Source organism: Arthrobacter sedimenti, from assembly GCF_042652025.1.
GTDB lineage: Bacteria > Actinomycetota > Actinomycetes > Actinomycetales > Micrococcaceae > Arthrobacter > Arthrobacter sedimenti.
In genome coordinates, this window is the sequence record NZ_JBHSDQ010000006.1 from 128,674 (window position 1) to 151,468 (window position 22,795).

The 22,795-nt window shown below is 66.8% G+C and carries 20 protein-coding genes; 10 read left to right on the plus strand and 10 right to left on the minus strand.

The window, feature by feature from the left end; genetic code table 11:
* Together ACFO0G_RS14690 and ACFO0G_RS14695 are read right to left on the minus strand one after the other, a co-directional pair.
* Nucleotides 1–1,209 carry a CaiB/BaiF CoA transferase family protein gene (locus tag ACFO0G_RS14690; RefSeq protein WP_286400908.1) on the minus strand — a complete coding sequence of 403 codons (1,209 nt, stop codon included), beginning with the start codon at nt 1,207–1,209 and terminating at the stop codon, nt 1–3.
* A 49-nt stretch (nt 1,210–1,258) separates the two neighbouring features.
* Nucleotides 1,259–2,629: an SLC13 family permease gene (locus tag ACFO0G_RS14695; protein WP_286400906.1), complete on the minus strand. Its 1,371-nt coding sequence runs from the start codon at nt 2,627–2,629 to the stop codon at nt 1,259–1,261.
* Between the two features lie 133 nt (nt 2,630–2,762).
* Here ACFO0G_RS14695 and ACFO0G_RS14700 point away from each other — a divergent pair, with 133 nt between their 5' ends.
* Nucleotides 2,763–3,461 (plus strand): FadR/GntR family transcriptional regulator, encoded by a 699-nt coding sequence (locus ACFO0G_RS14700; protein ID WP_286400904.1) that lies wholly within the window; start codon nt 2,763–2,765, stop codon nt 3,459–3,461.
* 118 nt (nt 3,462–3,579) lie between these two features.
* Here ACFO0G_RS14700 and ACFO0G_RS14705 read toward each other — a convergent pair whose 3' ends face one another.
* Together ACFO0G_RS14705 and ACFO0G_RS14710 are read right to left on the minus strand one after the other, a co-directional pair.
* Nucleotides 3,580–4,050 (minus strand): DUF4190 domain-containing protein, encoded by a 471-nt coding sequence (locus tag ACFO0G_RS14705; RefSeq protein ID WP_376978497.1) that lies wholly within the window; start codon nt 4,048–4,050, stop codon nt 3,580–3,582.
* A 34-nt stretch (nt 4,051–4,084) separates the two neighbouring features.
* Nucleotides 4,085–4,657 carry a LysE/ArgO family amino acid transporter gene (locus ACFO0G_RS14710; protein ID WP_286400900.1) on the minus strand — a complete coding sequence of 191 codons (573 nt, stop codon included), beginning with the start codon at nt 4,655–4,657 and terminating at the stop codon, nt 4,085–4,087.
* Between the two features lie 95 nt (nt 4,658–4,752).
* Between ACFO0G_RS14710 and ACFO0G_RS14715 the strand changes: the two genes are divergently transcribed.
* Entirely contained in the window at nt 4,753–5,679 is a 927-nt protein-coding gene (locus ACFO0G_RS14715) for a LysR family transcriptional regulator ArgP (RefSeq protein WP_286400898.1), read from the plus strand.
* On the opposite strand, the gene ACFO0G_RS14720 is transcribed toward ACFO0G_RS14715, so the two are convergent.
* On the minus strand, nt 5,639–6,604 hold the full coding sequence (locus tag ACFO0G_RS14720; RefSeq protein WP_376978500.1) for a nuclease-related domain-containing protein: 966 nt from the start codon (nt 6,602–6,604) through the stop codon (nt 5,639–5,641). The two genes, ACFO0G_RS14715 and ACFO0G_RS14720, sit on opposite strands and share 41 nt — an antisense overlap.
* 240 nt (nt 6,605–6,844) lie before the next feature.
* On the opposite strand from ACFO0G_RS14720, the gene pgm reads away from it, so the two are divergent.
* Nucleotides 6,845–8,509, plus strand: coding sequence for a phosphoglucomutase (alpha-D-glucose-1,6-bisphosphate-dependent) (gene pgm / locus ACFO0G_RS14725; RefSeq protein WP_376978502.1), 1,665 nt, complete (start codon nt 6,845–6,847; stop codon nt 8,507–8,509).
* Here the strand turns inward: pgm and ACFO0G_RS14730 are convergent.
* On the minus strand, nt 8,499–9,047 hold the full coding sequence (locus ACFO0G_RS14730) for a 2'-5' RNA ligase family protein (RefSeq protein WP_286404720.1): 549 nt from the start codon (nt 9,045–9,047) through the stop codon (nt 8,499–8,501). The genes pgm and ACFO0G_RS14730 overlap by 11 nt on opposite strands.
* 114 nt (nt 9,048–9,161) lie before the next feature.
* Entirely contained in the window at nt 9,162–9,767 is a 606-nt protein-coding gene (locus ACFO0G_RS14735; protein ID WP_286400893.1) for a malonic semialdehyde reductase, read from the minus strand.
* Nucleotides 9,768–9,967: 200 nt separating this feature from the next.
* On the opposite strand from ACFO0G_RS14735, the gene ACFO0G_RS14740 reads away from it, so the two are divergent.
* A complete protein-coding gene (locus ACFO0G_RS14740; protein WP_286400892.1) occupies nt 9,968–11,320 on the plus strand; it encodes a uracil-xanthine permease family protein in 1,353 nt (450 codons plus the stop codon).
* A 428-nt stretch (nt 11,321–11,748) separates the two neighbouring features.
* Here ACFO0G_RS14740 and ACFO0G_RS14745 read toward each other — a convergent pair whose 3' ends face one another.
* Nucleotides 11,749–12,657, minus strand: coding sequence for an SGNH/GDSL hydrolase family protein (locus ACFO0G_RS14745; RefSeq protein ID WP_376978505.1), 909 nt, complete (start codon nt 12,655–12,657; stop codon nt 11,749–11,751).
* Nucleotides 12,654–13,538 carry a GAF domain-containing protein gene (locus ACFO0G_RS14750; protein ID WP_376978507.1) on the minus strand — a complete coding sequence of 295 codons (885 nt, stop codon included), beginning with the start codon at nt 13,536–13,538 and terminating at the stop codon, nt 12,654–12,656. Before ACFO0G_RS14750 ends, ACFO0G_RS14745 begins: the two co-directional genes overlap by 4 nt.
* 276 nt (nt 13,539–13,814) lie before the next feature.
* Between ACFO0G_RS14750 and treS the strand changes: the two genes are divergently transcribed.
* Complete coding sequence (gene treS, locus ACFO0G_RS14755; protein WP_376978509.1) at nt 13,815–16,094, plus strand: maltose alpha-D-glucosyltransferase; 2,280 nt, start codon at nt 13,815–13,817, stop codon at nt 16,092–16,094.
* Nucleotides 16,095–16,125: 31 nt separating this feature from the next.
* On the opposite strand, the gene ACFO0G_RS14760 is transcribed toward treS, so the two are convergent.
* A complete protein-coding gene (locus ACFO0G_RS14760) occupies nt 16,126–17,343 on the minus strand; it encodes an ROK family transcriptional regulator (RefSeq protein WP_376978511.1) in 1,218 nt (405 codons plus the stop codon).
* Between the two features lie 193 nt (nt 17,344–17,536).
* On the opposite strand from ACFO0G_RS14760, the gene ACFO0G_RS14765 reads away from it, so the two are divergent.
* The 5 genes from ACFO0G_RS14765 to ACFO0G_RS14785 all read left to right on the plus strand — a co-directional run bounded on the left by ACFO0G_RS14765 (nt 17,537) and on the right by ACFO0G_RS14785 (nt 22,768).
* A complete protein-coding gene (locus tag ACFO0G_RS14765; RefSeq protein WP_376978513.1) occupies nt 17,537–18,634 on the plus strand; it encodes a Gfo/Idh/MocA family protein in 1,098 nt (365 codons plus the stop codon).
* The gene (locus ACFO0G_RS14770) at nt 18,631–19,461 is read left to right on the plus strand and encodes a hypothetical protein (protein WP_376978515.1); all 831 of its coding nucleotides are present in this window, start codon (nt 18,631–18,633) and stop codon (nt 19,459–19,461) included. Before ACFO0G_RS14765 ends, ACFO0G_RS14770 begins: the two co-directional genes overlap by 4 nt.
* Before the next feature lie 113 nt (nt 19,462–19,574).
* Nucleotides 19,575–20,903 (plus strand): ABC transporter substrate-binding protein, encoded by a 1,329-nt coding sequence (locus tag ACFO0G_RS14775; RefSeq protein WP_286400879.1) that lies wholly within the window; start codon nt 19,575–19,577, stop codon nt 20,901–20,903.
* Nucleotides 20,904–20,915: 12 nt separating this feature from the next.
* Complete coding sequence (locus ACFO0G_RS14780) at nt 20,916–21,878, plus strand: carbohydrate ABC transporter permease (protein WP_286400877.1); 963 nt, start codon at nt 20,916–20,918, stop codon at nt 21,876–21,878.
* Nucleotides 21,878–22,768, plus strand: a complete 891-nt coding sequence (locus ACFO0G_RS14785) for a carbohydrate ABC transporter permease (RefSeq protein ID WP_142131714.1) — start codon at nt 21,878–21,880, stop codon at nt 22,766–22,768. Before ACFO0G_RS14780 ends, ACFO0G_RS14785 begins: the two co-directional genes overlap by 1 nt.
* The last annotated feature ends 27 nt before the right edge of the window (nt 22,769–22,795 follow it).

Here is a 22,795-nt window from a genome sequence, read left to right on the forward strand (position 1 = left end):
TTATTCTGCCCCGGGAGCCGCGGAAGCGAGCCCCAGCCACTCCCGGATTGCCGGCCCGTCCTCGTTGAGCAGCGGCGGGGCGTCGTGGTGCTTCACCGTGGTTTCCGCTGCGTCGCCGGGGGCGAAGAACCGCAGCGGCGGGCCGGGCAGGCTCACCTTTCCGAGCAGTGGATGCTCAACATCCACTACCAGCCCCTGGGACGCCACCTGCTCCCAGGCGTACACCTCCTCCAGCGAGCGGACCTTCCCTGCCGGGATCCCGGCGTCGTTCAGTTTTTGCAGCAGTTCCTCCGCGCCGTACGCGGCGAAAGCGCCTTCGACGGCGGCAATCACCGCGGCGCGGTTCCGCACTCTTTCGGCGTTGCTGGCAAAGCCCGGGGCGGCCGGGTCCAGGCCGAATGCCGCGGCGAACGATTGCCAGAGCTTCTCGCTGCCCACGCTGATCTGGACACTCCCGTCCTTGCAGTTGAACAGGCCGTACGGGGCGATGGACGGGTGGTGGTTGCCCTGGGCCTGCGGAACCTCACCCGCGATGGTGGTCCGGGTCCCCTGGAAGGCATGGACCCCAATCAGGGAGGCCAGCAGCGAGGTCCGCACCACCTGGCCCTGCCCGGTCCTGTTCCGCTCCACCAGCGCCGCTAGCACGCCGAACGCTCCGTTCATGCCGGAGAGCAGGTCGGCGATGGGGACGCCCACGCGCTGGGGGTCGTCCGGCCCGGATCCGGTGAGGGACATCAGGCCGGCCTCGCCCTGCAGGATCTGGTCGTAGCCGCTGCGCTGGGACTCGGGCCCGTCATGGCCAAAGCCGGTGATGGACAGGATCACCAGGCGCGGGTTGAGCTCATGCATGGCGGCGGTGGAGAAGCCCAGCCGGTCCATGACGCCGGGCCGGAAGTTCTCGATCACCACATCTGCCCGCTCCAAAAGCCCGCGCAGCACCTCCTGGCCATCGGCGCTCTTCAGGTCCAAGGTGATGGATTCCTTGTTGCGGTTGCAGGACATGAAGTAGGTGGACTGCAGGTCGTCCTCCGGGCCGACGAAGGGCGGTCCCCAGCCGCGGGTGTCATCGCCCGTACCCGGGTTCTCCACCTTGATGACGCGGGCGCCGAGGTCCGCCAGCATCATGCCGGCGTGCGGTCCGGCCAGGGCCCGGCTGAGGTCGACGACGGTGTGCCCGGCCAGGGGGCCTTGGCGGTTCTCGGTGCTCATGTTCTGGTTTCCTTTCTAAAAAACAGGCGGTGTTGGGGTGCGGTGGCGGTTAGAGCCAGCCGGGGACCACCAATGCCAGCCATGCCAGGACGGGTCCGGCCACAATGACGATTCCGCTGTAGCCGAGGATCCGCTTGTAGAACTGGTCCTTGTCCACGCCCTCCGGGGCGTTGGCGAGCACCAGCGCGCCGTTGGTGGAGAACGGCGAGACGTCCACGATGGTGGCGGAGACGGCGAGGGCGCAGATAACGCCCACGGCGCCGATTTCGCCGGTGGACAGGAAGGGGACGGCGAGCGGGATGAGCGCTGCCAGGATGGCCGTGGAGGAGGCGAAGGCGGAGACGATGGCGCCGATGAAGCAGATGATGAGGGCTGCCAGCAGCGGCATTCCCATTCCTGCTACGCCGCTGGACACGAACTCGATGGTGCCGGCTTCCTCCAGCACACCGACGAACGTCAGCATGCCGCAGATCAGCAGCACGGTGGACCAGCTGATCTTGTTGATGGCGCCCTTCTGGGCTGCGGGCGAGACCAGCGCCAGCACGATGGCGATGGTGATGGACACGAAGCCGACGTCCATCTTGAAGCCGAGGGCCACGACGGCCAGCACGATCAGGCCGGCGATGGTGACCAGTTGCGGGATCCGGTCTTTGCGCTCCTTGGTTGCAGCAATGCCGTCGCCGGCGGGGTCCCGGGGGCCGTACATGCCGGAGCCAAAGCCTTTGAAGGGTACGTCGCCGCCGGGCGCCTTGGCGCCGACGCTGACGGCCATCCGCGCCTCGGCCGCCTGCTCCACGAAGTGCCCTACCTTGGAGGACATCAGGTTCTTGCCACCGAGGACCACGAAGAGCACGAGTGCAATGACCAGGTTGAAGATGAGGCTTGAGAGGAACAGGGCCGTGGGGCTGAAGGCGAGGTCGGTCTTGGCCAGGATGCCGTTGACCGTGACGCCGTAGACCGCGATGGGCGAGAAGCCGCCGGCCTGGGCGCCATGGATCACCATCATGCCCATCAGCAGCGGACTGATCTTGTACTTGCCGGCAAAGCTCAGGGCGATGGGGGCAATGATGGCGACGGCGGCGGGAGACAGGGCGCCCACGGCGGTGATCACTGCGGTGATGGCGAACATCACCCACGGAATGAGGGCCACGCGGCTGCCCACCAGCTTGACCGCGCCGCGGACCAGCAGGTCAATGGTGCCGTTGTTCTGCGCGATGGCGAACAGGTAGGTGACTCCGACGATGGTCAGGAACAGGCCACCGGGGAAGTTGGCCAGGATTTCGTTGGTGGACATGCCCAGCACCACGGCGCCGAGCAGGAAGGCGCCCACGAACGCGAGCGCGCCCATGTTGAGGGGCAGGACGGTGGCGAGCAGGAACATCGCCGCCAGGATGATGATCGATAAGACAGGAGCGGACATCGTTGGTTCTCCATTGGGGTGCGAGGAGTGTGACGTGAGTTACTGGCTCACTGGACTAGCCTCTTAGACAGTGAGTCTATCTGTCAATAGACGAAGCAGGTATCCTGATCCGGTACGTCCGAGGGAGGGCTTTGTGGAGAAGACAGCACGGCTGGGCCTGGAGCGGGTCTCGCGCCCGCGCCTTTATGAGCAGCTCGTGGAGCAGATCCTTGCCTACATCGAGTCCGCCCACCTGAAGCCCGGGGACCTCCTTCCGGCGGAACGCGACCTCGCCGAGCGGCTTGGGGTTTCCCGCGCCACCCTGGCCCAAGCGCTGGTGGCCCTGGAGGTGCTCGGCGTGATCGACGTCCAGCACGGCACCGGGGCCGTCCTGGCCCGGCGGCCCAGCGTTGCCTCGGTGGTCAAGGGCCTGCGCGAGCACCAGAGCCGGCTGCCGGAAATCGTGGAGGCCCGCAGCACCCTTGAAGTGAAGCTGGCAGCCTTGGCTGCAGAACGCAGGACCGACGCAGACCTTGCCGCCATCGACAACGCTTTGGACGTCATGTCACAGGAAATCAACGACGGCGACCGCGGCGCCCAGGGCGACGAACTGTTCCACCAGGCCATCACCGCCGCGGCACACTCCTCAGTACTGGCGCAACTGATGGCCTTCATCGCCGAGATGATCCTGGAAACCCGGATGGAGTCGCTGGGCCAACCGGGGCGGCCCGAGCAGTCCCTCGCCTCGCACCGCAAAATCGCCGAGGCGATCCGCGCGCAGGACGCGGACGCCGCCGCGAGCGCCATGTTGGCGCACATCGAACTCGTCTCGGATGTGGAACTGCTCCGCTAGGCAGCAAAGCAACGCCCCGTTAGACAACTCCCCGCCCCACAGACCAGTCCCCCCGCCCTTCGCAGGGGAATTGACCATCCGGTGGGGACTTTTGAGTACCGGGCTAAAAGGTGCCGGGCTAGAACGTGCCGGTATTCGACCCGGTGGTGGCCGCGACGGTCACGCCAATGATAAACAGCAGCCAGACTGCGCCGTAGCCCAGCAGGCAGAGGTAGCCCAACACCAGGCCGGTGATGGACATCCCCTTGCCTCCCGGTTCACGGCGCAGGGCCAGGTGGCCGGTGATGATGGCGGCGAACTGGGGAAGCAACAGCCAACCCATGATCACCGAGGCGATTCCGCAGACCATGCTGGCGATGCTCAGGGTCTTCGGCTCGACAGCCCTGCCGTAGTACGGCTGGCCAAAGTACTGGGGCTGGCGATACTGTCCCTCGTTGTACTGGCCGTACTGGCCCTGGTTGTACTGGGACTGGCCGTACGGCGGTTGCCCGTAGGGGGACCCCTGGTTCTGGGCCGGCGGCTGGTAGCCGGGCCATGGTGAAGAACCGCTGCGCTGGTAGTCAGGTCCCTGGGATGGCTGGTTGCTCATGATTTCTCCCCTGTAAATCTGGCTACAGCCTACTTCAGTGCAGCGCCAGGCGGATGGCCAGGACCACCATCAGCACACCGATGGCCCCGTCGATCCACCGCCAAGTGCGAGGACTGCTGAGCACTCCCGCCAAGGCCCTGGCCCCGTACCCCAGGCCGGAGAACCACAGTACGCTCCCGGTCACCGCGCCGGCGGCAAAGATCCAGCGCAGGTCCGGGCTCTGCTGGTTGGCCAGGCTGCCCAGCAGCACCACGGTGTCCAGGTAGACATGGGGGTTGAGGAAGGTCAGGGCCGCGGTGGTGGCAAGCACCGAATTCTTCGACCGGGGCGCCTGCTCGGCCAGGGCGGAGGGCTTCACCGCAGCCACGAAGGAGCGCACCGCAAACCACAGCAGGTAGGCGGCCCCCGCCCAGCGCAGGACTTCCAGCACCTCCGGGAAATGGGTGACAACCGCTCCGATGCCCGCGGTCCCGCCGACAATCAACAGGGCGTCGCCGGCCATGCACACGGCCACCACCGCGCCGATGTGCTCCCGGCGGATGCCTTGGCGCAGCACGAAGGCGTTCTGTGCACCGATGGCCACGATCAGTGCCAGGCCAGTCAGCATTCCGGTTATTCCTGCGGTCCACATAGGTACGACGGTAGGATCCTGTGCGATATGCAGGCAAATAACGGATTCTTGGGAATCATTAGGATTGCTTCATGAATTTGGAGCATCTGAAAGCGCTTGTGGCAGTTGTCGACGAAGGGACGTTCGAGGCAGCAGCTGACCTGCTTCGGGTCACCCCCTCTGCGGTGAGCCAGCGGATCAAGGCCCTCGAAGCCTCCGTGGGCCAGGTCCTGGTACGCCGCCGGCTGCCCTGCACCGCTACCGACGCCGGTGCCCTGCTGCTGCGGATGGCCCGCCAGGTGCAGGTACTGGAGGCGGAGACCTCGGCAGCGCTAGGTTCGGGACTGAACATCCGGGCCCATCTGCCGATAGCCATCAATGCGGATTCACTGGCCACCTGGTTCGTCCCCGCCCTGCACCAGGCCGCAGGCTGGGAGGACTCCACCATCGATCTCCACGTGGAGGACCAGGGCTACAGCAGCCAGCTGCTCCGCGACGGCGACGTCATGGGGGCCGTGACCTCGGACCCTGTTCCCGTGAGCGGCTGCCGGGTGGAGCTACTGGGCTCCATGCGGTACATCCCGGTAGCTGCCCCGGAACTGCGCCAGCGCTTTTCCACCTCCCGGGACGTGGACTGGGCGGCGATGCCGGTCCTGAAATTCAATACGAAGGACGACCTGCAGCAGCAGCTGCTCGCCGCAAGAGACGTGCAGCAGCTTCCGCCCACGCACACCGTGCCGTCCTCCCAGGGATTCCTCGCCGCGGTCACAGCCGGGCTGGGCTGGGGCATGATCCCGGAACTCCAGCTCACCGATGAGCTGGCAAACGGCGCCCTTGTCCGGTTGGAGGACACTGCCTACCAGGATGTGGGGCTCTACTGGCAGGCCTGGACGCTCGATTCCGAGCGGCTCAACCGGCTCAGCGAGGCAGTGCGCAGCGCCGCCAAAGACCACCTGCGGCCCGGTGATCCACAGGAAGCTACCGGCCCAAGTAGGGCAGGATATAGACGGCGAAAATAACGAAGGCCGCCAGCAGGGCCAGTTTCCCTCCGCTGGTACTGCCGTGCTGCTGCGCTTTGCCGTTCCGGCCGTGGCGGACGGGTCCCCCGGGGGTTCCTGCCCGGTGTCCCGGAGCCGCCTGCCGGCTTTCCGCGGACTTTCCTGCCGGCGTTCCCTTTGCAGTTCCCTTCGCAGGCAGGGCCCGGCCGGCCGGGTGCCTCGACACACTTCGGCTCCGGTCCGCGTCCTCGCCTGAACCCGGCTTTCCCCGCGGGTTGGCCGAGGGGCCGGCGGGCGGAAGTGCTCCAGCCGGCCGCACCACGGTTCCCGGCCGCACGTTCCGAAGGGCAGTGATGCCCGGCTCCTGCTCATGGGTGAGCTGCTGGCCCAGGTGCGCGTACACACCTACGACTGCTTGCTGGTCGAGTACCTCCGGGAGCGCTTCGATGGCTCCCACCAACCGCTGGAAACCGGCCACGGCAACGTCCGAGTCGGTCACCCCGAACAGGTCCGGCTGCGCGGCCATGCAGATGAGCGGCCGTACCAGCCTGCGGTGCGGCGGAGCGAGCACGGAAGCCACGGCGGCACATTGGGCCAGCGCGCCTTCCACGGCCTGGGTCCGGGCGTAGCGGCCCTGCCAGAGTACGCCGGACGCCACGCGGACTTCTCCGGTCCAGTTCTTGGAATCGACCACCACCACCCCGCCGGGACCCACCAGGACGTGGTCCAGGTTTGCCTTGGGGCGGCCCGGCCAATGGACATCGTGCAGCACGTACCAGCCGCGCGGCACCAGCTCACGGAGCTTGTCCGCGACCACCCGCTCCCCCACGGCCCCGGCGTCCCACGACTTCGTGGAGCGTTCGGCCTGGTCGAGCCGGCGCTTCAGCCGCGCGACGCGCTCGGCCGCCAGCCTGGACTGCTCCGCTGCCCCGTCTCCTGCCCCCATCGGACGTCCCCGTTTCCTTGCCGGAACGGACCAAGGCGGCAGGCCGCCGTCGTCCGTTCCCCTCGCTTGTTTTCGTGGAATTTTTCCGAAATTAGCAGTGCGGGAAAGGCCCGGTATATAGGTACTTTCGGGCCCGTGTACTCAGGCGGACTACTTGGGTGCGGGCGTCATGCCGTGTCACAGGGTCCGGATTTTGGGCGGGTCGTTTTGCCTCCTGCCAGATTCTGGCATGCTGGAGCCATGGCTAGCCGCGCGGGCACAGTTGCCCAACCCCAGGACCTTGTTGACATCACTGCGCTCCTTGACGCGTATTACGACATCACTCCGGACCTTGGTGATCCCGGCCAGCGCGTGGTGTTTGGAACATCCGGCCACCGCGGTTCCAGCCTCAAGGCCTCCTTCAACGAGCAGCACATCGTGGCCATCACCCAGGCGATCGTTGAATACCGCGCGGCGCAGGGCGTCACCGGCCCGCTGTTCCTGGCCAAGGACACGCACGCACTGAGCGAGCCGGCGCAGAACTCGGCGCTGGAGGTGCTGGCAGCCAACGGCGTAGAGGTCCTGGTGGACGCCCGCCACGGCTACACCCCCACCCCGGCGCTGAGCCACGCCATCCTCACCTACAACCGCAAGGCCGCGCCGGGTGCACCGCAGGCGGACGGCATCGTGGTCACCCCCAGCCACAACCCGCCGGCCGACGGCGGCTTCAAGTACAACCCCCCGCACGGCGGTCCCGCGGACTCCGACGCCACGGGCTGGATCGCCAACCGCGCCAATGAGTTGCTGGAAAACGGCTTGCGCGGCGTAAAGCGGATCCCGCTGGCAGACGCCCAGGCGGCGGACACCACCGGCAAATTCGACTTCCTGAGCAGCTACGTGGACGACCTTCCGTCGGTCCTGAACCTGGACGCCATCCGCAACGCAGGCGTCCGGATCGGTGCCGACCCCATGGGCGGCGCCTCCGTTGACTACTGGGGCGAGATCGCCGAGCGCCACCACCTGGACCTCACCGTGGTGAACCCCACCGTGGACCCGCAGTGGGCGTTCATGACCCTTGACTGGGACGAGAAGATCCGCATGGACTGCTCGTCGCCGTCGGCCATGGCCTCGCTGATCCAGCGCATGTCCGACGCCGCGGCGTCCGGCCAGCCCGCCTTCGACGTGGCCACAGGCAACGACGCCGACGCGGACCGGCACGGCATCGTCACCCCCGACGGCGGCCTGATGAATCCCAACCACTACCTCGCCGTGGCCATCGACTACCTCTACCGCAACCGCAGCGGCTGGAACCCGGCCTCCGTGGTGGGCAAGACCCTGGTGTCCTCTTCCATCATCGACCGGGTGGCGGAGAGCCTGGGCCGCAAGCTCGTCGAGGTCCCGGTGGGCTTCAAGTGGTTCGTGCCCGGCCTGCTCTCGGGTGAAGGGGCGTTTGGCGGCGAGGAATCCGCGGGAGCGTCCTTCAACAAGCTGGACGGCACCGTGTGGACCACGGACAAGGACGGCATCCTGCTGGCCCTGCTCGCTTCCGAGATCACCGCCGTCACCGGCCAGTCCCCGTCCCAGCTGTACAAGGGCCTGACGGACCAGTTCGGCGCCCCGGTCTACGCACGGATCGACGCCGCGGCCACGCGCGAGCAGAAGGCGAAGCTGGGCAAGCTTTCCGCTGCGGACGTCACTGCCACGGAACTGGCCGGCGAAACCATCACCGCCAAGCTCACCGAGGCCCCGGGCAACGGCGCACCCATCGGCGGCCTGAAAGTGGTCACCGAGAACGCCTGGTTCGCTGCCCGCCCGTCCGGCACCGAGGACGTCTACAAGATCTACGCCGAGTCGTTCAAGGGCGAGGAGCACCTGAAGCAGGTGCAGGCCGAGGCCAAGGCCCTGGTGGACAGCGTCATCGCCTAGCTTTCACGTCCCGGCTCCACAGCCGGAGGATGCGCCGGATCGTGTGGTCGCCGTCGGGAGCCATGTCCACCAGGGCAATACGGTCAAGCACGACGGCGTCACCCGGGTGAAGGCGTTTAGCTTCAGTAACTGCGCTGGTTGGGTTGGTGCTGGCTTGGTTGGTTGCCGCCTGGTGGGACACGTGCGGGCGGTAGCCGGTCAAGGTGTGGTGCGGGGTGAGGATCCTGCCGCCCGCATCCGCCACCACCTGCACCAGCTGCTCGTGCAGTTCCTGCAGCGCTGGATGCGGTTGCACAAGGTTGACGGGGACGGAGCCGTTGCGGCCGAAGCCAGCGTCCTTCCCCACTGTCAGCCCCGCCCCGAGCGCGGTGGTGGCGGCAGCGGCGGCGAGCCCGGCGATGCGTTCGGCGACGTCCGCACTGTCCTGGCTGCCGGCGTCGAACCTCACCAGGGTGATGTGGAGCGGCCAGTCCGTCCGCGGGAAAACCTGGCCCTCAGCCACGGGCTCCACGAAGGCCACAAAGATCAGGTTCCGCATCGGCATAGCCCCAGTTTCCCACCCGCCCCTTAAACAGCGATGCTCTATCAGTTATGGTCCCCATTCCGGGTGGATAGGGACCATAACTGATAGAGCATCGGTGAGGTGCAGAAGTTAGACGGTGCGGACGGCCTCGTCGTAGGAGAACTTGGGCTTTGCCTCGCCCCAGGCCTCTTCACCGGGCTGGCCGATGTTGACCACCAGGAAGCTCTTCTGGTCGCCGGCCGGGAAGAATGCGGCGTCGATGGCATTGAAGTCGGCGCCGGTCATGGGGCCGGCGGCGAAGCCAAGCGAGCGGACGGCCAGAATGAAGTAGCCGGCCTGCAGGTGCGCGTTGTTGTTGCCGGTGGCGGCAGCCAGGGCGGGGTCGGCGTCGTACATCGCCTTGGGGGCGTTGTATCCGGGGAGGAAGCTGTCCCACTTACCGGCCCAGTCGGTGTCGAAGCTGAGGATCGCAACGAGCGGGGCGGAGGCGGTCTTGGCCTGGTTGCCGCGGGAGAGGGAATCCACCAGGGTGGCGCGGGCCTCGGGCGAGCGGACGTAGGTGACGCGCAGCGGCTGGGAGTTGAAGGCGGTGGGACCGAACTTGGTGAGCTCGTAGATGGCCTGGGCCTGTTCTTCGGTCACCTCGCCGGTGAAGGAGTTGGCGGTGCGGGCCTGGGCGAAGATGGCGTCCACGGCTGCCGAATCGATAACCGCTTCGTCATGGGCAATGGTCATTGGCTTACCTTTCGCTGTGCCGCCCGCCTGCCCGGGTGGCCTCTGTTGCTTTCCATAGTTGCAACTTCAAGTGCTTTCCTCCTCTTCCCGTGACGCCGGGTGACCTTGGACACAGCAGGGCTGCGCGAAAAACTTGGCGGTATTCTTGAGCGAGTTGATCTTCGCCCCCTCGCGGCACCCCCTGAAAGGCATTCCTTCCCATGAGCATGCTCGGAATCAAATGGAAGCTGCACGGCACCGGCAAAAACATCAAGCCCGGCCAGGTGGTGGCCCCGGATGAGCGGTTGGCGTGGCCGCTGACCGTCGGCGTTGGAATGCAGCACGTGGTGGCCATGTTCGGCGCCACCTTCCTGGTTCCCATCATCACCGGGATGCCGCCGGCCACCACACTGTTCTTCTCCGGCATCGGCACGCTGCTGTTCCTGGTGATCACCAAGGGCCGGGTTCCCAGCTACCTGGGCTCAAGCTTTGCGTTCATCGCCCCCATCACCGCGTCCCAGGCGCAGTTCGGCGTCCCCGGAGCCTTGGGCGGCGTGGTGCTGGCAGGCACCACCCTGGCCCTGGTGGGTGCGGTGGTGCAGAAGTTCGGCGCCGGCTGGATCAACCGGCTGATGCCGCCCATCGTCACCGGTGCCATCGTGGCGCTGATCGGCCTGAACCTGGCCCCCGCCGCCAAGCAGAACTTCGACGCCGCCCCCATCACCGCCCTGGTCACTTTGGTGACCATCATCCTGGTCAGCGTCCTGTTCCGCGGGATCCTGGGCCGGCTCAGCATCCTGGTCGGCGTGGTGGTGGGCTACATCGTGGCCATGCTCCGCGGCGAGGTGAAGTACGACAAGATGGACGCCGCCGCCTGGGTAGGCCTGCCGCACTTCCAGACCCCCGAGTTCCACATCGGCGTCCTGGGGCTGTTCGTCCCCGTGGTCCTGGTGCTGGTGGCGGAGAACATCGGCCATGTGAAGTCGGTTGCGGCCATGACGGGGCAGAACCTCGACGGCGTCTCCGGACGCGCGCTGATGGCCGACGGCGCCGCCACCATGCTGGCCGGCTTCGGCGGCGGATCCGGCACCACCACCTACGCGGAAAACATCGGCGTCATGGCGGCCACCAAGGTGTATTCGACGGCGGCCTACTGGGTGGCGGGCATGTTCGCCGTCCTGCTCAGCTTCTCCCCGAAGTTCGGCGAACTGATCGCCACCGTCCCGGCAGGCGTGTTGGGCGGCGCGGCCACCATGCTCTACGGCATGATCGGCATCCTGGGCGTGAAGATCTGGGTCCAGAACAAGGTGAACTTCTCCAACCCCATCAACCTGACCACAGCCGCCGTCGCCCTGATCATCGGCATCGCGGACTACACCTGGACCATCGGCGACCTGAAGTTCACCGGCATCGCCCTCGGTTCCGCTGCCGCACTGGCGATCTACCACGGCATGAAGGCGATTGCGAACGCACGGGGAACCGTGGCCGAACCCGAAACAGAACAGGGCGTCCTGCCTCCCGCGGCCAAGGCCGCGATGAAGGCAGCCGCGAAACGGGCACCGAAAAAGCGATAAGGCCCGAACGCCGCGGAGGGGCGGCTCCGGGGCTGCCCCTGTGGGGTGGACGAACATCAGGCACTACCTTTGGGGGACCATGCTTGAGAACACCGCACGTCCATCGCAGCCGCCACCGCCGGCAGCCCATCGCCACGTCCAACAGGCGGACCTGCCATCGGAGCAGATTTTCGTTTCTTCAACGCCAGGGACAGTCACAGGCTGCTATCCCTTGCGCTCATCGCCGCCCTGGCTGCAAGCGTCGTAGCGGCGATACTCTCAGCGTTTCAACCCGAATACGGGCTTCTGCTGGCCGTTCCCGCCGTGGTGGCGGGGTTCCCTGCGCTCATGGCTCTGGCCCGGGACGCCCGCAGGTCGTGACGCCCGCCTGGTAGAGGCGGGCGTCACGACCAGCGGCTCCGGCTTTGGTGACGCCAGGTGAATGGAAGCTAGGCCGCGTGCCCTTCCGGTGCGGGACCCCCAGCCATGCCAGTGGGCAGGCCCGCGACGGGGTGGCCCGGGGGGAACGGACCCGGACGGCCAAGGCCGAACACCGGACCGGGCAGCGGCCGCTTCGCTGCCAGGGAGTCGTCGGACTGGTGGGGACGCAGCCGCTTCAGCACCCACGGCACGAAATACTGCCGCGCCCACACCAGGTCCTCGGCCCGCGCCTGCGTCCACCCGTGCGCCGGAAGCGGCCGCGGCTGGAGCGGCTTGAGCGCGTGTGCCACGCCCAGGGCGTTGAGGGTGGCCACGGCAACGGAATGATGGCCCAGCGGGGACAGGTGCAGCCGGTCCGGGTCCCACATCAGCGCGTGCTGGAGCTCCGGCAGGCACCAGAGGTCAACCATGATGGCGTGGTGCCGGGCCCCGATCCTGTGCAGGTGCTCGTTGTAGATCGCCACGCGGCCGCGGATCTTGCCAAAGACCGGAGTATTCCCCCAGTCGGGGCCGGCGTACAGCAGCACCGTGGCACCCGTTGCGGCCAGGACGCCTACAGCCTCATCGATCTTTTCCGCCAGCTTGTCCGGGTCGCCGTGGCGGAACACGATATCATTGCCGCCGCCCGACATTGCAACCAGGTCGGGTTTGAGTTCCAGGGCCGGCGCCAGTTGCCCGTCGAGGATCTGCCTCAGCAGCATGCCGCGGATGGCCAGGTTGGCATAGGCGAAATCAGGCTGGCCGGCGGCCAGTTCCTCCGCCACCCGGTCGGCCCAGCCCCGCAGGCCGCCCAGGCTGTGCGGTTCGGGGTCGCCAATTCCTTCGGTGTAGGAGTCCCCCAGTGCGACGAACCGGTGCCAGGGGTGCCCGGCCGGTCCTCCCTCAATCGAACGCAGCTCCTGCTTCTCGATGGTCATGCCGTCCTCCCTTCTGCAGCGGACGGGGGTTCCTTCCCCGCCGCAGCGTCCTTGCGGGGCGACGTTCCGGTTGGAAAATCACGCCCCGCCGCCGACGGCCGCGGGAGTTCCGACACGCCGTCGTACGTTTCCTGCCGCAGCCCCGAAGGCTGCCCAGCCCCGCGGTCCATGCCGCTGGGGGCCACCACATTCAGTGCCGCGTCCCGGAGGTCCAGTTCGTGGTGCAGCGCCTGCGTCTGCAGGAACCGCAGCGCCCCCTCTCGGGTGAGTCCGTATTCGTTCATGAGGCTACGCACCGCAAGGTCCACCAGGACCAGGGAGCTTTGGACGACGGCGAGACCCGCCGTTGCTTCCGCGCGCCCGGCCACCCGGACCACAACACGCAGCGCCCGCGCCATCTGGCGCGCATAGCTTTGACTGTGCACCAGGTCGTCGCTGGTGAAGGTGTGCGGAGACGGCGCGTAAAGATTGATGGCAGCACTGGTGGCGCCCTCGGTGAGGATGGGGACCGAGAGCAGGGACTGCACGCCGTGGACGGCCGCGGCGCTGGAATACCCGGGCCAGCGCCGGTCCCGGCTCAGGTCCGACAGCAGGACGAATTCCCCGGTGCGCACGGCTTCCATCACGGGCCCATCGGCGAACGAGCATTGCTCCCGGTCCGCTTCGCGTGCCTGCTCGGTGCTGGCCGCGAGGGTGCGTGCCTTGCCCAGGCGAAAGAGGGTGGCTGCCCAGCTGATGCTGCGGCGCTCACCTTTGATACCCGCCATGAAATCGCGGGTCACTTCCCAGAGGTAGTCTTCAACGTCCTTGCTGTCGAAAACCGGCTCCGGGGTAACTGGAAGCGGTCCCCAGCCAACCTGCCCCGTGGGATCAGCGGCCATGCTCCAGCCCTGCTATCAGCGCGTCGGCCCACTGCAAAACCTTTGCTCTAAGAATACGACCCCAAACCGCCTTGGTGGGGAATAGCGGGGAAACAAGGGGGATTCACCGGGTTAGGGATGAGCGGCGCGCCGGTGTCCCTTCCGCCGGCCCCGCTGCGCAGTAGCATCGGGAGAGGGAACGCCGAATACTCCCTGCTCACCTGGGTACCTGTCCCTGAGCAAGGGGTCTTGGAGCATCCATGCCAGCACGGAAACGAGCAACGGAAAGAGGAGCTTATGCGGGAGCCGGGCACCAGCGAGCGTACTTCGGAAGCGGATGAGGCCGTGGAGGCCAACGTGGAAGTGGAAGAGGACGCGGCGGAGCCGTCACCGGACCTTGAGGTCACGTTCGACGAGCAGTTCTTCGCGGCCCGCCCCAAGGCTCTGCGTCCCATCGCACGCAGGCGGCAGTTCGTAGGCAGCAAGCCGTCCTTCGAGTTCGACGGGCGCAACGCCGCCTACGTCGAATGGCTGCGCAACCAGGCTATGCTCGGGGACGCCAACACGCTGGCACGCCAGCTGTCCGGGCAGGCCAGCATGTGGCAAAACTCGTACGCGCACCCAAACCCGCGTGCCGCCGTCGAACGCGCCTCCGTGTGGTTTACCGCCTACCCGTTGTCCTTCATTACCCCCACCGGCCAGTCGTTCCTCTCCGCCCTGGGGGACCCGGAAATGTGGAAGGCGTTCCGCGAGATCGGAATCCGGGGCATCCACACGGGACCCGTGAAACTCGCCGGCGGCATCAGCGGCTGGTCCCACACGCCCAGTGTGGACGGGCACTTCGACCGCATCAGCATGGCCATCGATCCGGTTTTCGGCACCGAGGACGAGTTCCGCAGGATGTGCGAGGTGGCTGCTGAGCACGAGGGCACCATCATCGACGACATCGTCCCCGGCCACACCGGCAAGGGAGCCGACTTCCGGCTCGCCGAAATGAACTTCCGGGACTACCCCGGCATTTACCACATGATCGACATCCCGGAGGAGGACTGGAACCTGCTCCCGGACGTTCCGGAAGGTGCCGACTCGGTCAACCTCAGCCCCGACGCCGAGCAGGCGCTGCAGAAGGCCGGGTACATCATCGGCCGGCTGCAGCGCGTGATCTTCTACGAGCCCGGGGTGAAGGAAACCAACTGGAGCGTCACCCGGCCCATCGTGGACACCACGGGCAAGACCCGCCGCTGGGTCTACCTGCACTACTTCAAGGCCGGGCAGCCCTCCATCAACTGGCTGGACCCCACCTTCGCGGGAATGCGGCTGGTGGTGGGCGATGCCCTGCACTCGCTCGTGGACCTTGGCACCGGTGCGCTGCGCCTGGACGCCAACGGCTTCCTGGGCGTGGAAAAGAGCGCGGAGGAACAGCCCGGCTGGTCTGAAGGCCACCCGCTATCCGAGGCCGCCAACCAGCTCATCGGGTCCATGATCCGCAAGGTGGGCGGGTTCTCCTTCCAGGAACTCAACCTGACCATCGACGACATCAAGGCAACCTCGGAGTCCGGACCGGACCTCTCCTACGACTTCATCACCCGGCCGGCGTACCACTACTCCCTGGTCACCGGCGATACCGAGTTCCTGCGGCTGACCCTCCGCCTGTCCCGGGAAATCGGCGTCGACCAAGCCTCGCTCGTGCATGCCCTGCAGAACCATGACGAGCTCACCTACGAACTCCTGCACTTCGCTGCCGGGCACCGGGACGAGATGTTCGAGCTCAATGGCGAAGAGCTGACCGGCGCCCAACTGGCCGAACAGATCCAGCAAACCCTGCGGGACCGGCTCACCGGCGAGAACGCGCCCTATAACGCGGTCTTCACCACCAACGGCATTGCCTGCACCTCGGTCAGCTTCATCATGGCCGCCCTGGGGATCCAGGACCCGGACGCCGTCACTCCGGAGCAGGAAGCCCAGATCCGCGACGTCCACCTGCTCCTGGCCATGTACAACGCCCTGCAGCCCGGCGTCTTCGCGCTTTCCGGCTGGGACCTCACCGGCATCATGGCCCTGGACCGCGGCAGGGTCCGGGAACTTACCTCCCAGGGCGATACGCGCTGGATCAACCGCGGCGCGCACGACCTCATGGGAACCAGCCCGGACGCCACCACCTCATCGGCCGGGATGCCGCGGGCCCGCAGCCTCTACGGACCGCTGCCTGAACAGCTGAAGGACCCGGACTCGTTCGCGCGCCGGCTGCAGCGGATCCTCGCCGTCCGGGAGGACAACGGAATCGCCACCGGCACGCTGCTGGACGTGCCGGACGTCTCCAACCGTGGCGCACTGGTGCTGGTGAACCGGCTGAAGGACGGCGCCCTGCAGGTGACGGCGCTGAACTTCTCCGGGCAGGACATCGCCGGCAGCATCCAGTCCAACGAACTGCCGTCCGGAGCCAACGTCCGGGACCTGTTCAGCGGTGAGACCGTGGGGCAGGTGGACGATCTGCACAGCTTCTTCCTGGAGCTTCCCGCCTATGGCGGAACCGCGCTGCGCCTGACCGAAGCCCCGGAGCCGGAGGCGGAGGCCTAAAGCCACGGGTGGCGCCGGGAATCCCCCGGCGCTACCCGGCTGCTGCGGCCGTCAGCGTCGCCTCGATGATGGCCGGCGACAGGACGTACTGGGTGACCAGCTGGCTTGCCCCGAGCACGCCTGCATGGGCGCCGGCCCGCGAAACGTTGATGCGAAGGTGCGAGGTGGCCAGGGGCGGAGAACGCCGGTACACCACCTCGCGGATGCCGGCCACCAGGTGCTCCCCGGTCTCGCCGACACTGCCGCCCACCACGATGACGGACGGGTTGAGCAGGTTGACCACGGTGGCCAGCACCTCGCCGATGTCCCGCCCGGCCTGGCGCAGGGCCTGGATGGCCTGGAGGTTGCCGTCGGCGGCGAGCCGGAGCACATCGGCGCCTATTGCCACATCAAGTCCCTGATCCTTCAGGGAGCGCACGACGGCGGGACCTGACGCGAGTGCCTCCAGGCACCCATAGTTTCCACAGGCACACAGGATGTCCGTGCCCCGCGCCACCTGGACATGCCCCAGGTCGCCGGCTGTGCCGTTGGCACCGCGCTGCAGCTCCCCGTTGCTGATGATTCCGGAGCCGATGCCGGTGGCCACCTTCACGAAGAAGAAGTTGCTGTGCTCGGGCCAGTGCGCGGACTGCTCCCCCAACGCCATGATGTTCACGTCGTTGTCCACCAGCACGTGGACCGGCAGTGAGCGCTGGACATAGCTGACCACGTCGAACCCGTCCCACCCGGGCATGATGGGCGGCTTCACGGGCTTGCCGGTGTCGTGTTCCACCGGGCCGGGCAGCCCGATGCCGATCCCGGCGAGTTCCCCCACGCTGCGTCCCACCGAGGCCAGCAGCTCCTTGCCCTGCGCCACCACCCGGTCCAGCACCACCTCGGGCCCGTCGGCCACCTGCTGCGCAAGCCGGTGTTCGGCAAGGATGGTCCCGCCAAGGTCCGTGACCGCCACGATGACATGCGTGGCACCCACATCCACGGCCAGCACCAGGCGGGCTGAAGGGTTGAAGGCAAAGCGCGACGGCGGCCTGCCGCCGCTGGAGAGGGCCTCCCCTGCCGGACCCACCAGGCCGGACAGCATCAGTGCGTCAATCCTGGAAGCGACGGTGGAACGGGCCAGCCCGGTGGTCAGGGCCAGCTCGGCACGGGTGCGTGCCCTGCCGTCCCGGAGCAGCTGGAACAGGTCGCCCGCCCGTGACAGGCTGCCGACGTCAGCGTCCTTCGCGGCCTGTTTCCCCGTGGCTTGAGTCATGTCTAAGTCATAACACTCTTACTTACTGCTGTCATCACAGCAGAAGAATGACGCGCAACAAACAACTTTTGCTTGACGCGCGTCAAAAGTCGTCCTAGGTTGTGACTCACGGCACATTCGAGAATCCAATGCCTGGCATCGGCTGCAGTGATGGCCCCGCACTCCCCGAGTCCGCTTACAAAGAGGTAGGAACTTGTCCCAGCACGCAGCGCCCGCAGACCGGCCCCTCGGCGTCGGCATCCTCGGCGCCGGACCGGTCACGCAGGCCATCCACCTCCCGGCCCTGGCGCGCCTCCAGGACATCCTGGAGGTGCGGCACATCATGGATGTGGACCCCGCCGTCGCCTCCTCCGTGGCCGCCCGCGTCGGCGCGGTGGCCGGCACCAGCATGGACGCCCTGCTGGCGGATCCCGCCGTGGACATCGTGGCGATCTGCAGCCCGCACCAATTCCACGCAGACCAGGTCATTGCCGCCTGCAGGGCCGGCAAGAAAGCCGTCCTCTGCGAGAAGCCGTTCGCCATGAATGCTGAAGAAGCGGCGCGCATCTCGGCCGTCAGCACCGAAACCGGCGTTCCGATCGTCGTCGGGGCCATGCACACATTCGATCCGGGCTGGCTGGCGGCCGAACAGAACTGGGGCGACCTTCCGGAGCAGGTGCACACCATCCGCTCTTCGATCGTGTTGCCGCCCAATGCCCGGTTCGAGGACTTCGCTACCGAAATCATCACCCGGCCCGCCGCCGGCAGCCCCGACTATTCGGATATCGAAGTCATCAAGGGCGCACTGCAAGGCGGGATCATGGGGCTGGCCATCCACGACCTTCCCCTGGTGCGCCGGTTCACGCCCGACTTCGCGGACATCGAGGTCCTCAACGTGTTCCACGTCCGCCCGTTCGGCTACGCAGTTTCGCTCCGCACTCCCACCCGCGTCATCGAACTGCGCGCCGTCATGAATAGCACCTGGAAGCCGGAATGGACCTTCGAGGCCATCGGGGATGATGCTGCGCTGCGTATCGACTTCACGCCGTCCTACGTCCAGGCGGGGTCCGCCGTCGCCACGATTTCCCGTGGCAACGGGAGCGAAACCAGCGTTTTCGGCCCACATGGCCACAACGGCTACGAGGGCGAATGGCGTGAACTCGCCGGGCTCGCACGGGGAACCCGCCCTGCCCCCTCCGCCCAAACCCTGATTGACGACCTCACGTTCGCCCTGGCCATCGCCGAAGCAACGGTGGCAAGCGCCGCGGCAGGACACGCCGGCGCCGCAGAAGAAGCAGGAGTTTCGGCATGAGCGGCCAGTACACAGTTGCGGCGGGCCCCGTGGCCCGGGAAGCCGGGGCCGTTACCCCAACCATGGCTTCCCTGCCTGAAACCTTCGGCCCCGCCCAGGACACCCAAGCGGGTACAGCGGACGTGCTGGTGGTTGCAGGCGTGCCGGGTTGGACCGCCGAGGCCGCCAGTGCCGTCGCGGCGGGTACGCGGGGAATCGTGGTGGCCAACCCTGTTCCCGAAGACACCACGCAACTGGCAGCCGCGGCAGGCGCCGCAGGAACCGCCGTCGTCCTTGACCTCCGCTGGGCCTCCAACCCGGCCCTGGTGGGCGACGCCGCGGAACCGGACGCCCGCGACGCGGTGCGCAGCGCCGCAGGCACCGCGTCACTGCTGGACAGTGTGGCGACGGCGGCTCAAGGCACTGATCCGCAGCGGCTCCTTGCCGACCATCTCGCCTCGCTGCTGGCCGTTTGCGGGCCGCTTGATGCCGTGCGCGTCCTGCGCCGTGGTGCCACCGGGTACACGGTGGGCGGCAGGCTGGCCAACGGAGCCCCGTTCACCGCCCAGGGCGTGCTCACCCCCGCGCGGGCGGCCGGCGTCGACATCCGCCTCTACACCGCCGACGGCGGGGTGAGCGTCCAGGTTCCCGATCCGGGCGCCGCCTGGCCCGCCGAAGTCCGGGTCACCGGCCCCCAAGGTGAGCTTTTGCTTCCCACGCTCTACGAATCCGCCCACCGGTCTGCGTGGCGGCGCCTGAAGGACCATCTTCGCGCCGGCACCAGCCCGGACGATCTGGCCGGGTTCGCCCGGCTGACCGACCTCTACACAACCCTCGCTGCCACGTAACCAGCCCTACCGATACGCAACCGAAAAAAGCAGTCCAGTCCCACCTCCACTCTCAACGATGAGCAGGACCGCACCAACCGCGCACAGCGCAAGCGGTCCCGAAAGGACACATCATGAACGCAACTTCCGAACAGCGCCGCTCCTTCTCCCGGCGCGGTTTCCTGGGCCTGACGGCTGCCGCTGCCGCAACACCCCTCCTCGCGGCCTGCGGCGGCGGTTCGGCCTCACAGGGCGGCGGCGGAGGCGGAGCCGGCGGGACCGTGAAGTTCTGGGACATGCCGTGGGCAACACCGGCGTACAACGACGCCGCCAAGGGCATCGCGGAAGGTTTCAACGGTGCCAACGGCGCCAAGGCGAGTTACCAGATCATCCAGTGGAACAACTTCTACCAGACCTTCTCCTCGGCAATCGCGTCCAAGACCGGCCCGGCTGTGTCCACGGGCGGCGGCTTCCAGGCCTTCCAGTTCGAGCAGCAGGGCCAGATCGCCTACGCGGACAAAGTCATCGAGAAGCTGAAGGCCAACGGCCAGTTCGACGACTTCCTGCCCGGCGTACTGGACCCGTTCAAGTCGGACAAGGGCTACGTGGCCGTCCCGTGGCAGCTGGACATGCGCGTCTTCTGGTACCGCAAGTCCCTGTTCGAGAAGGCCAACGTGGCACTTCCCACGGACTGGCCGTCCCTGCTGGAAGCCGGCAAGGCCCTGAAGAAGGTGGGAGCGTTCGGCTTCACCACCGGCGCCGGTGCGGGCAACAACTACGCCAACCACTCCATGATCATGATGATGGTCAACAACGGCGGCGGTGTCTGGAACAAGGACGGCGAGCTGGACCTGATGAACGACCGCAACGTCGAGGCCATGGAGTTCGTCCTGGAACTCGTGTCCAACGGCATCATCGATCCCGCCGCAGTCAGCTACACCACGGACAACATGTCGGCGCAGTGGAAGGACGGAAAGGCAGGCTACGGCCTGTTCCAGGTGAACGTGCCGCAGCGTGTCGGCGACACCTCGGGCGACCTCCTGGTAGCTGACCCCATTAAGGGCCCGCACGGCGACAAGGCCACCATCGTGTTCCCGAACAACATCATGATGTACACCAACACCCCGTCGCAGGACGCCTCGGAGGAGTTCCTGGTGTACTACCTGGGCCAGCTCAAGCAGCTGTGGCAGAAGAAGCTGATGTCCGCCCTGCCGGTCTTCAAGTCGATCACAGAGATTCCCGAGTTCGCCAACGACCCCAACAACGTCAAGATCGTCAAGGACTGGCAGCCCATCGCCAAGACCTTCGCTGCCCAGGGCAGCAAGCTGAACGCCAACCTCGCAGCGCTCGACGGCGGGCAGGCCCTGAACCAGTTCAGCCAGACCATTATCACCGGGAAGTCGGACGCCAAGACCGCCCTGCAGACCTTCCAGTCCGGCCTCGAATCGGTCCTGAAGAAGTAGGACGTACCGCCCATGTCCAGCGCCACCACCCAGTCCGGCCTGTCCCGGGCCCGCCGCGGGGTTGCCCCCGGCGGGTCCGGGCCCGTCCCCGGAAAACGCAAGAGCAAGCTTTCGGCGCAGGCCACCAGGACATTCTTCTGGCTCCTGCTCCCCTCCGTGGTCCTCCTTGTCCTGATCCACGGTTACCCCCTGATCTATGCCGCCGTCCAGGCGACGCACGACGGAAACCTGCTCCAGACCGGCAACTTCGTGGGCGGGCAGAACTTCGCCACCGTCCTGACCTCGCCGGCGTTCTGGAAGGCCGCCCAGTTCACGCTGTGGTTCACCATCGTGGGTGTCTTCGGATCCTGGCTGGTGGGGCTCGGCCTGGCCCTGCTCCTGCGCACCAAGATCCCGGCCGCCGGCACGTTCAAGGTCCTGCTGCTCCTGCCCTGGGTGGTGCCCATCGTGGTCTCATCCACCGCATGGAACTGGCTGGTGGCCACCCCGGACAGCCTGATCCCGTCACTGTTCCGGAACCTGGGCATGGGCACCCCGCTCTTCCTGGCCGACCCCAACCTGGCCTCCATCACGGTGATGGTGTTCAAGGTCTGGGTCAGCTTCCCGTTCATGATGATGATGATCTCGGCCGCGCTGGCGTCCGTGGACACCACCGTCTATGAAGCAGCGAGCATGGACGGCGCCAGCCGCTGGCAGCAGTTCACCCAGATCACCCTGCCGCTGATTGCCCGCTCCACCTACATCAGCTGGATCCTGATGACCATCTTCTGCGTCAACGACTTCCCCACCATCTACCTGCTCACCGGCGGCGGCCCGGTCAACGCCACCACATCCCTTGTGGTCCTGGCCTACCGGACCGTGTTCCAGGACTTCGCCACCGGCCCCGGCGTGGCCATCGCCTTCCTCATGACCATGACCCTGGTGGTCATCTCGGTCATCCTGTACCGCCAGATCCGAAAGTCGAGCGTCGAATAATGAGCGCAGTCCTCCACGCCCATCCCGAATCCGGTCCGTCTCTTGGCATCGATGCCGGCAAACGGCGCAGGTCCCTCTCCGAAGCCGGCCAGCGCGGCCGCTGGTGGCGGTTCGCCGCGATCCTGATCATCACCGGGATCGTTTTGGTGCCCATCATGGTCACGGTCCTGCTGGCCTTCACGCCCGGACCCAACAGCACCGCCACCGGCTTCACCTTCGAAAACCTCAGCAATGTCTTCTCCAAGACCCTGGCCGCCACCTGGCTGAAGAACAGCCTGGTCACCACGCTCTCCACCGTGGTGGTTTCCGTAGCCGTCGCCGCCCCTGCCGGCTACGTCCTCTCCCGCGGCCGCAGCAAGGCAGTCTCCGGCTACTCCCTGCTGCTGTTCGTGATGCAGTCGCTGCCCATCATCACCTCGGTGGTACCGCTGTTCATCCTGTTCGCCGGCATGGGCCTGGTGGACAACCTCCTGGGACTGACCATCATCTACGTCGGCTCCACCATGACCGTGGCCACCTGGATGATGGCGGCGTACTTCGACTCCATTCCCATCAGCCTCGAGGAAGCCTCCTGGATCGACGGCTGCTCCGTCTTCGGGTCCTTCACCCGGGTGGTCCTGCGGAACTCGCTTCCCGGTGTCCTGTCCACCGCGATCTTCGCTTTCCTCCTGGCCTGGAACGACTACCTGGTAGCCATCGTGTTCCTGCGCTCCAACGAAATCTTCACCCTCCCCATGGGCGTGCAGTCCTTCTTCCAGCAGAACGCGACAGACTGGACTTCGGTCATGGCCCTGGCAGTGGTCATGATGCTCCCGCCCGTGATCGTCTTCGCCACCCTGAACAAGTACTTCAGCGTCGGCGGCATCGGCGGCTCGCTCGCCGGCCGCTGACTCCCCAACTTCCTCTGAACAACCACT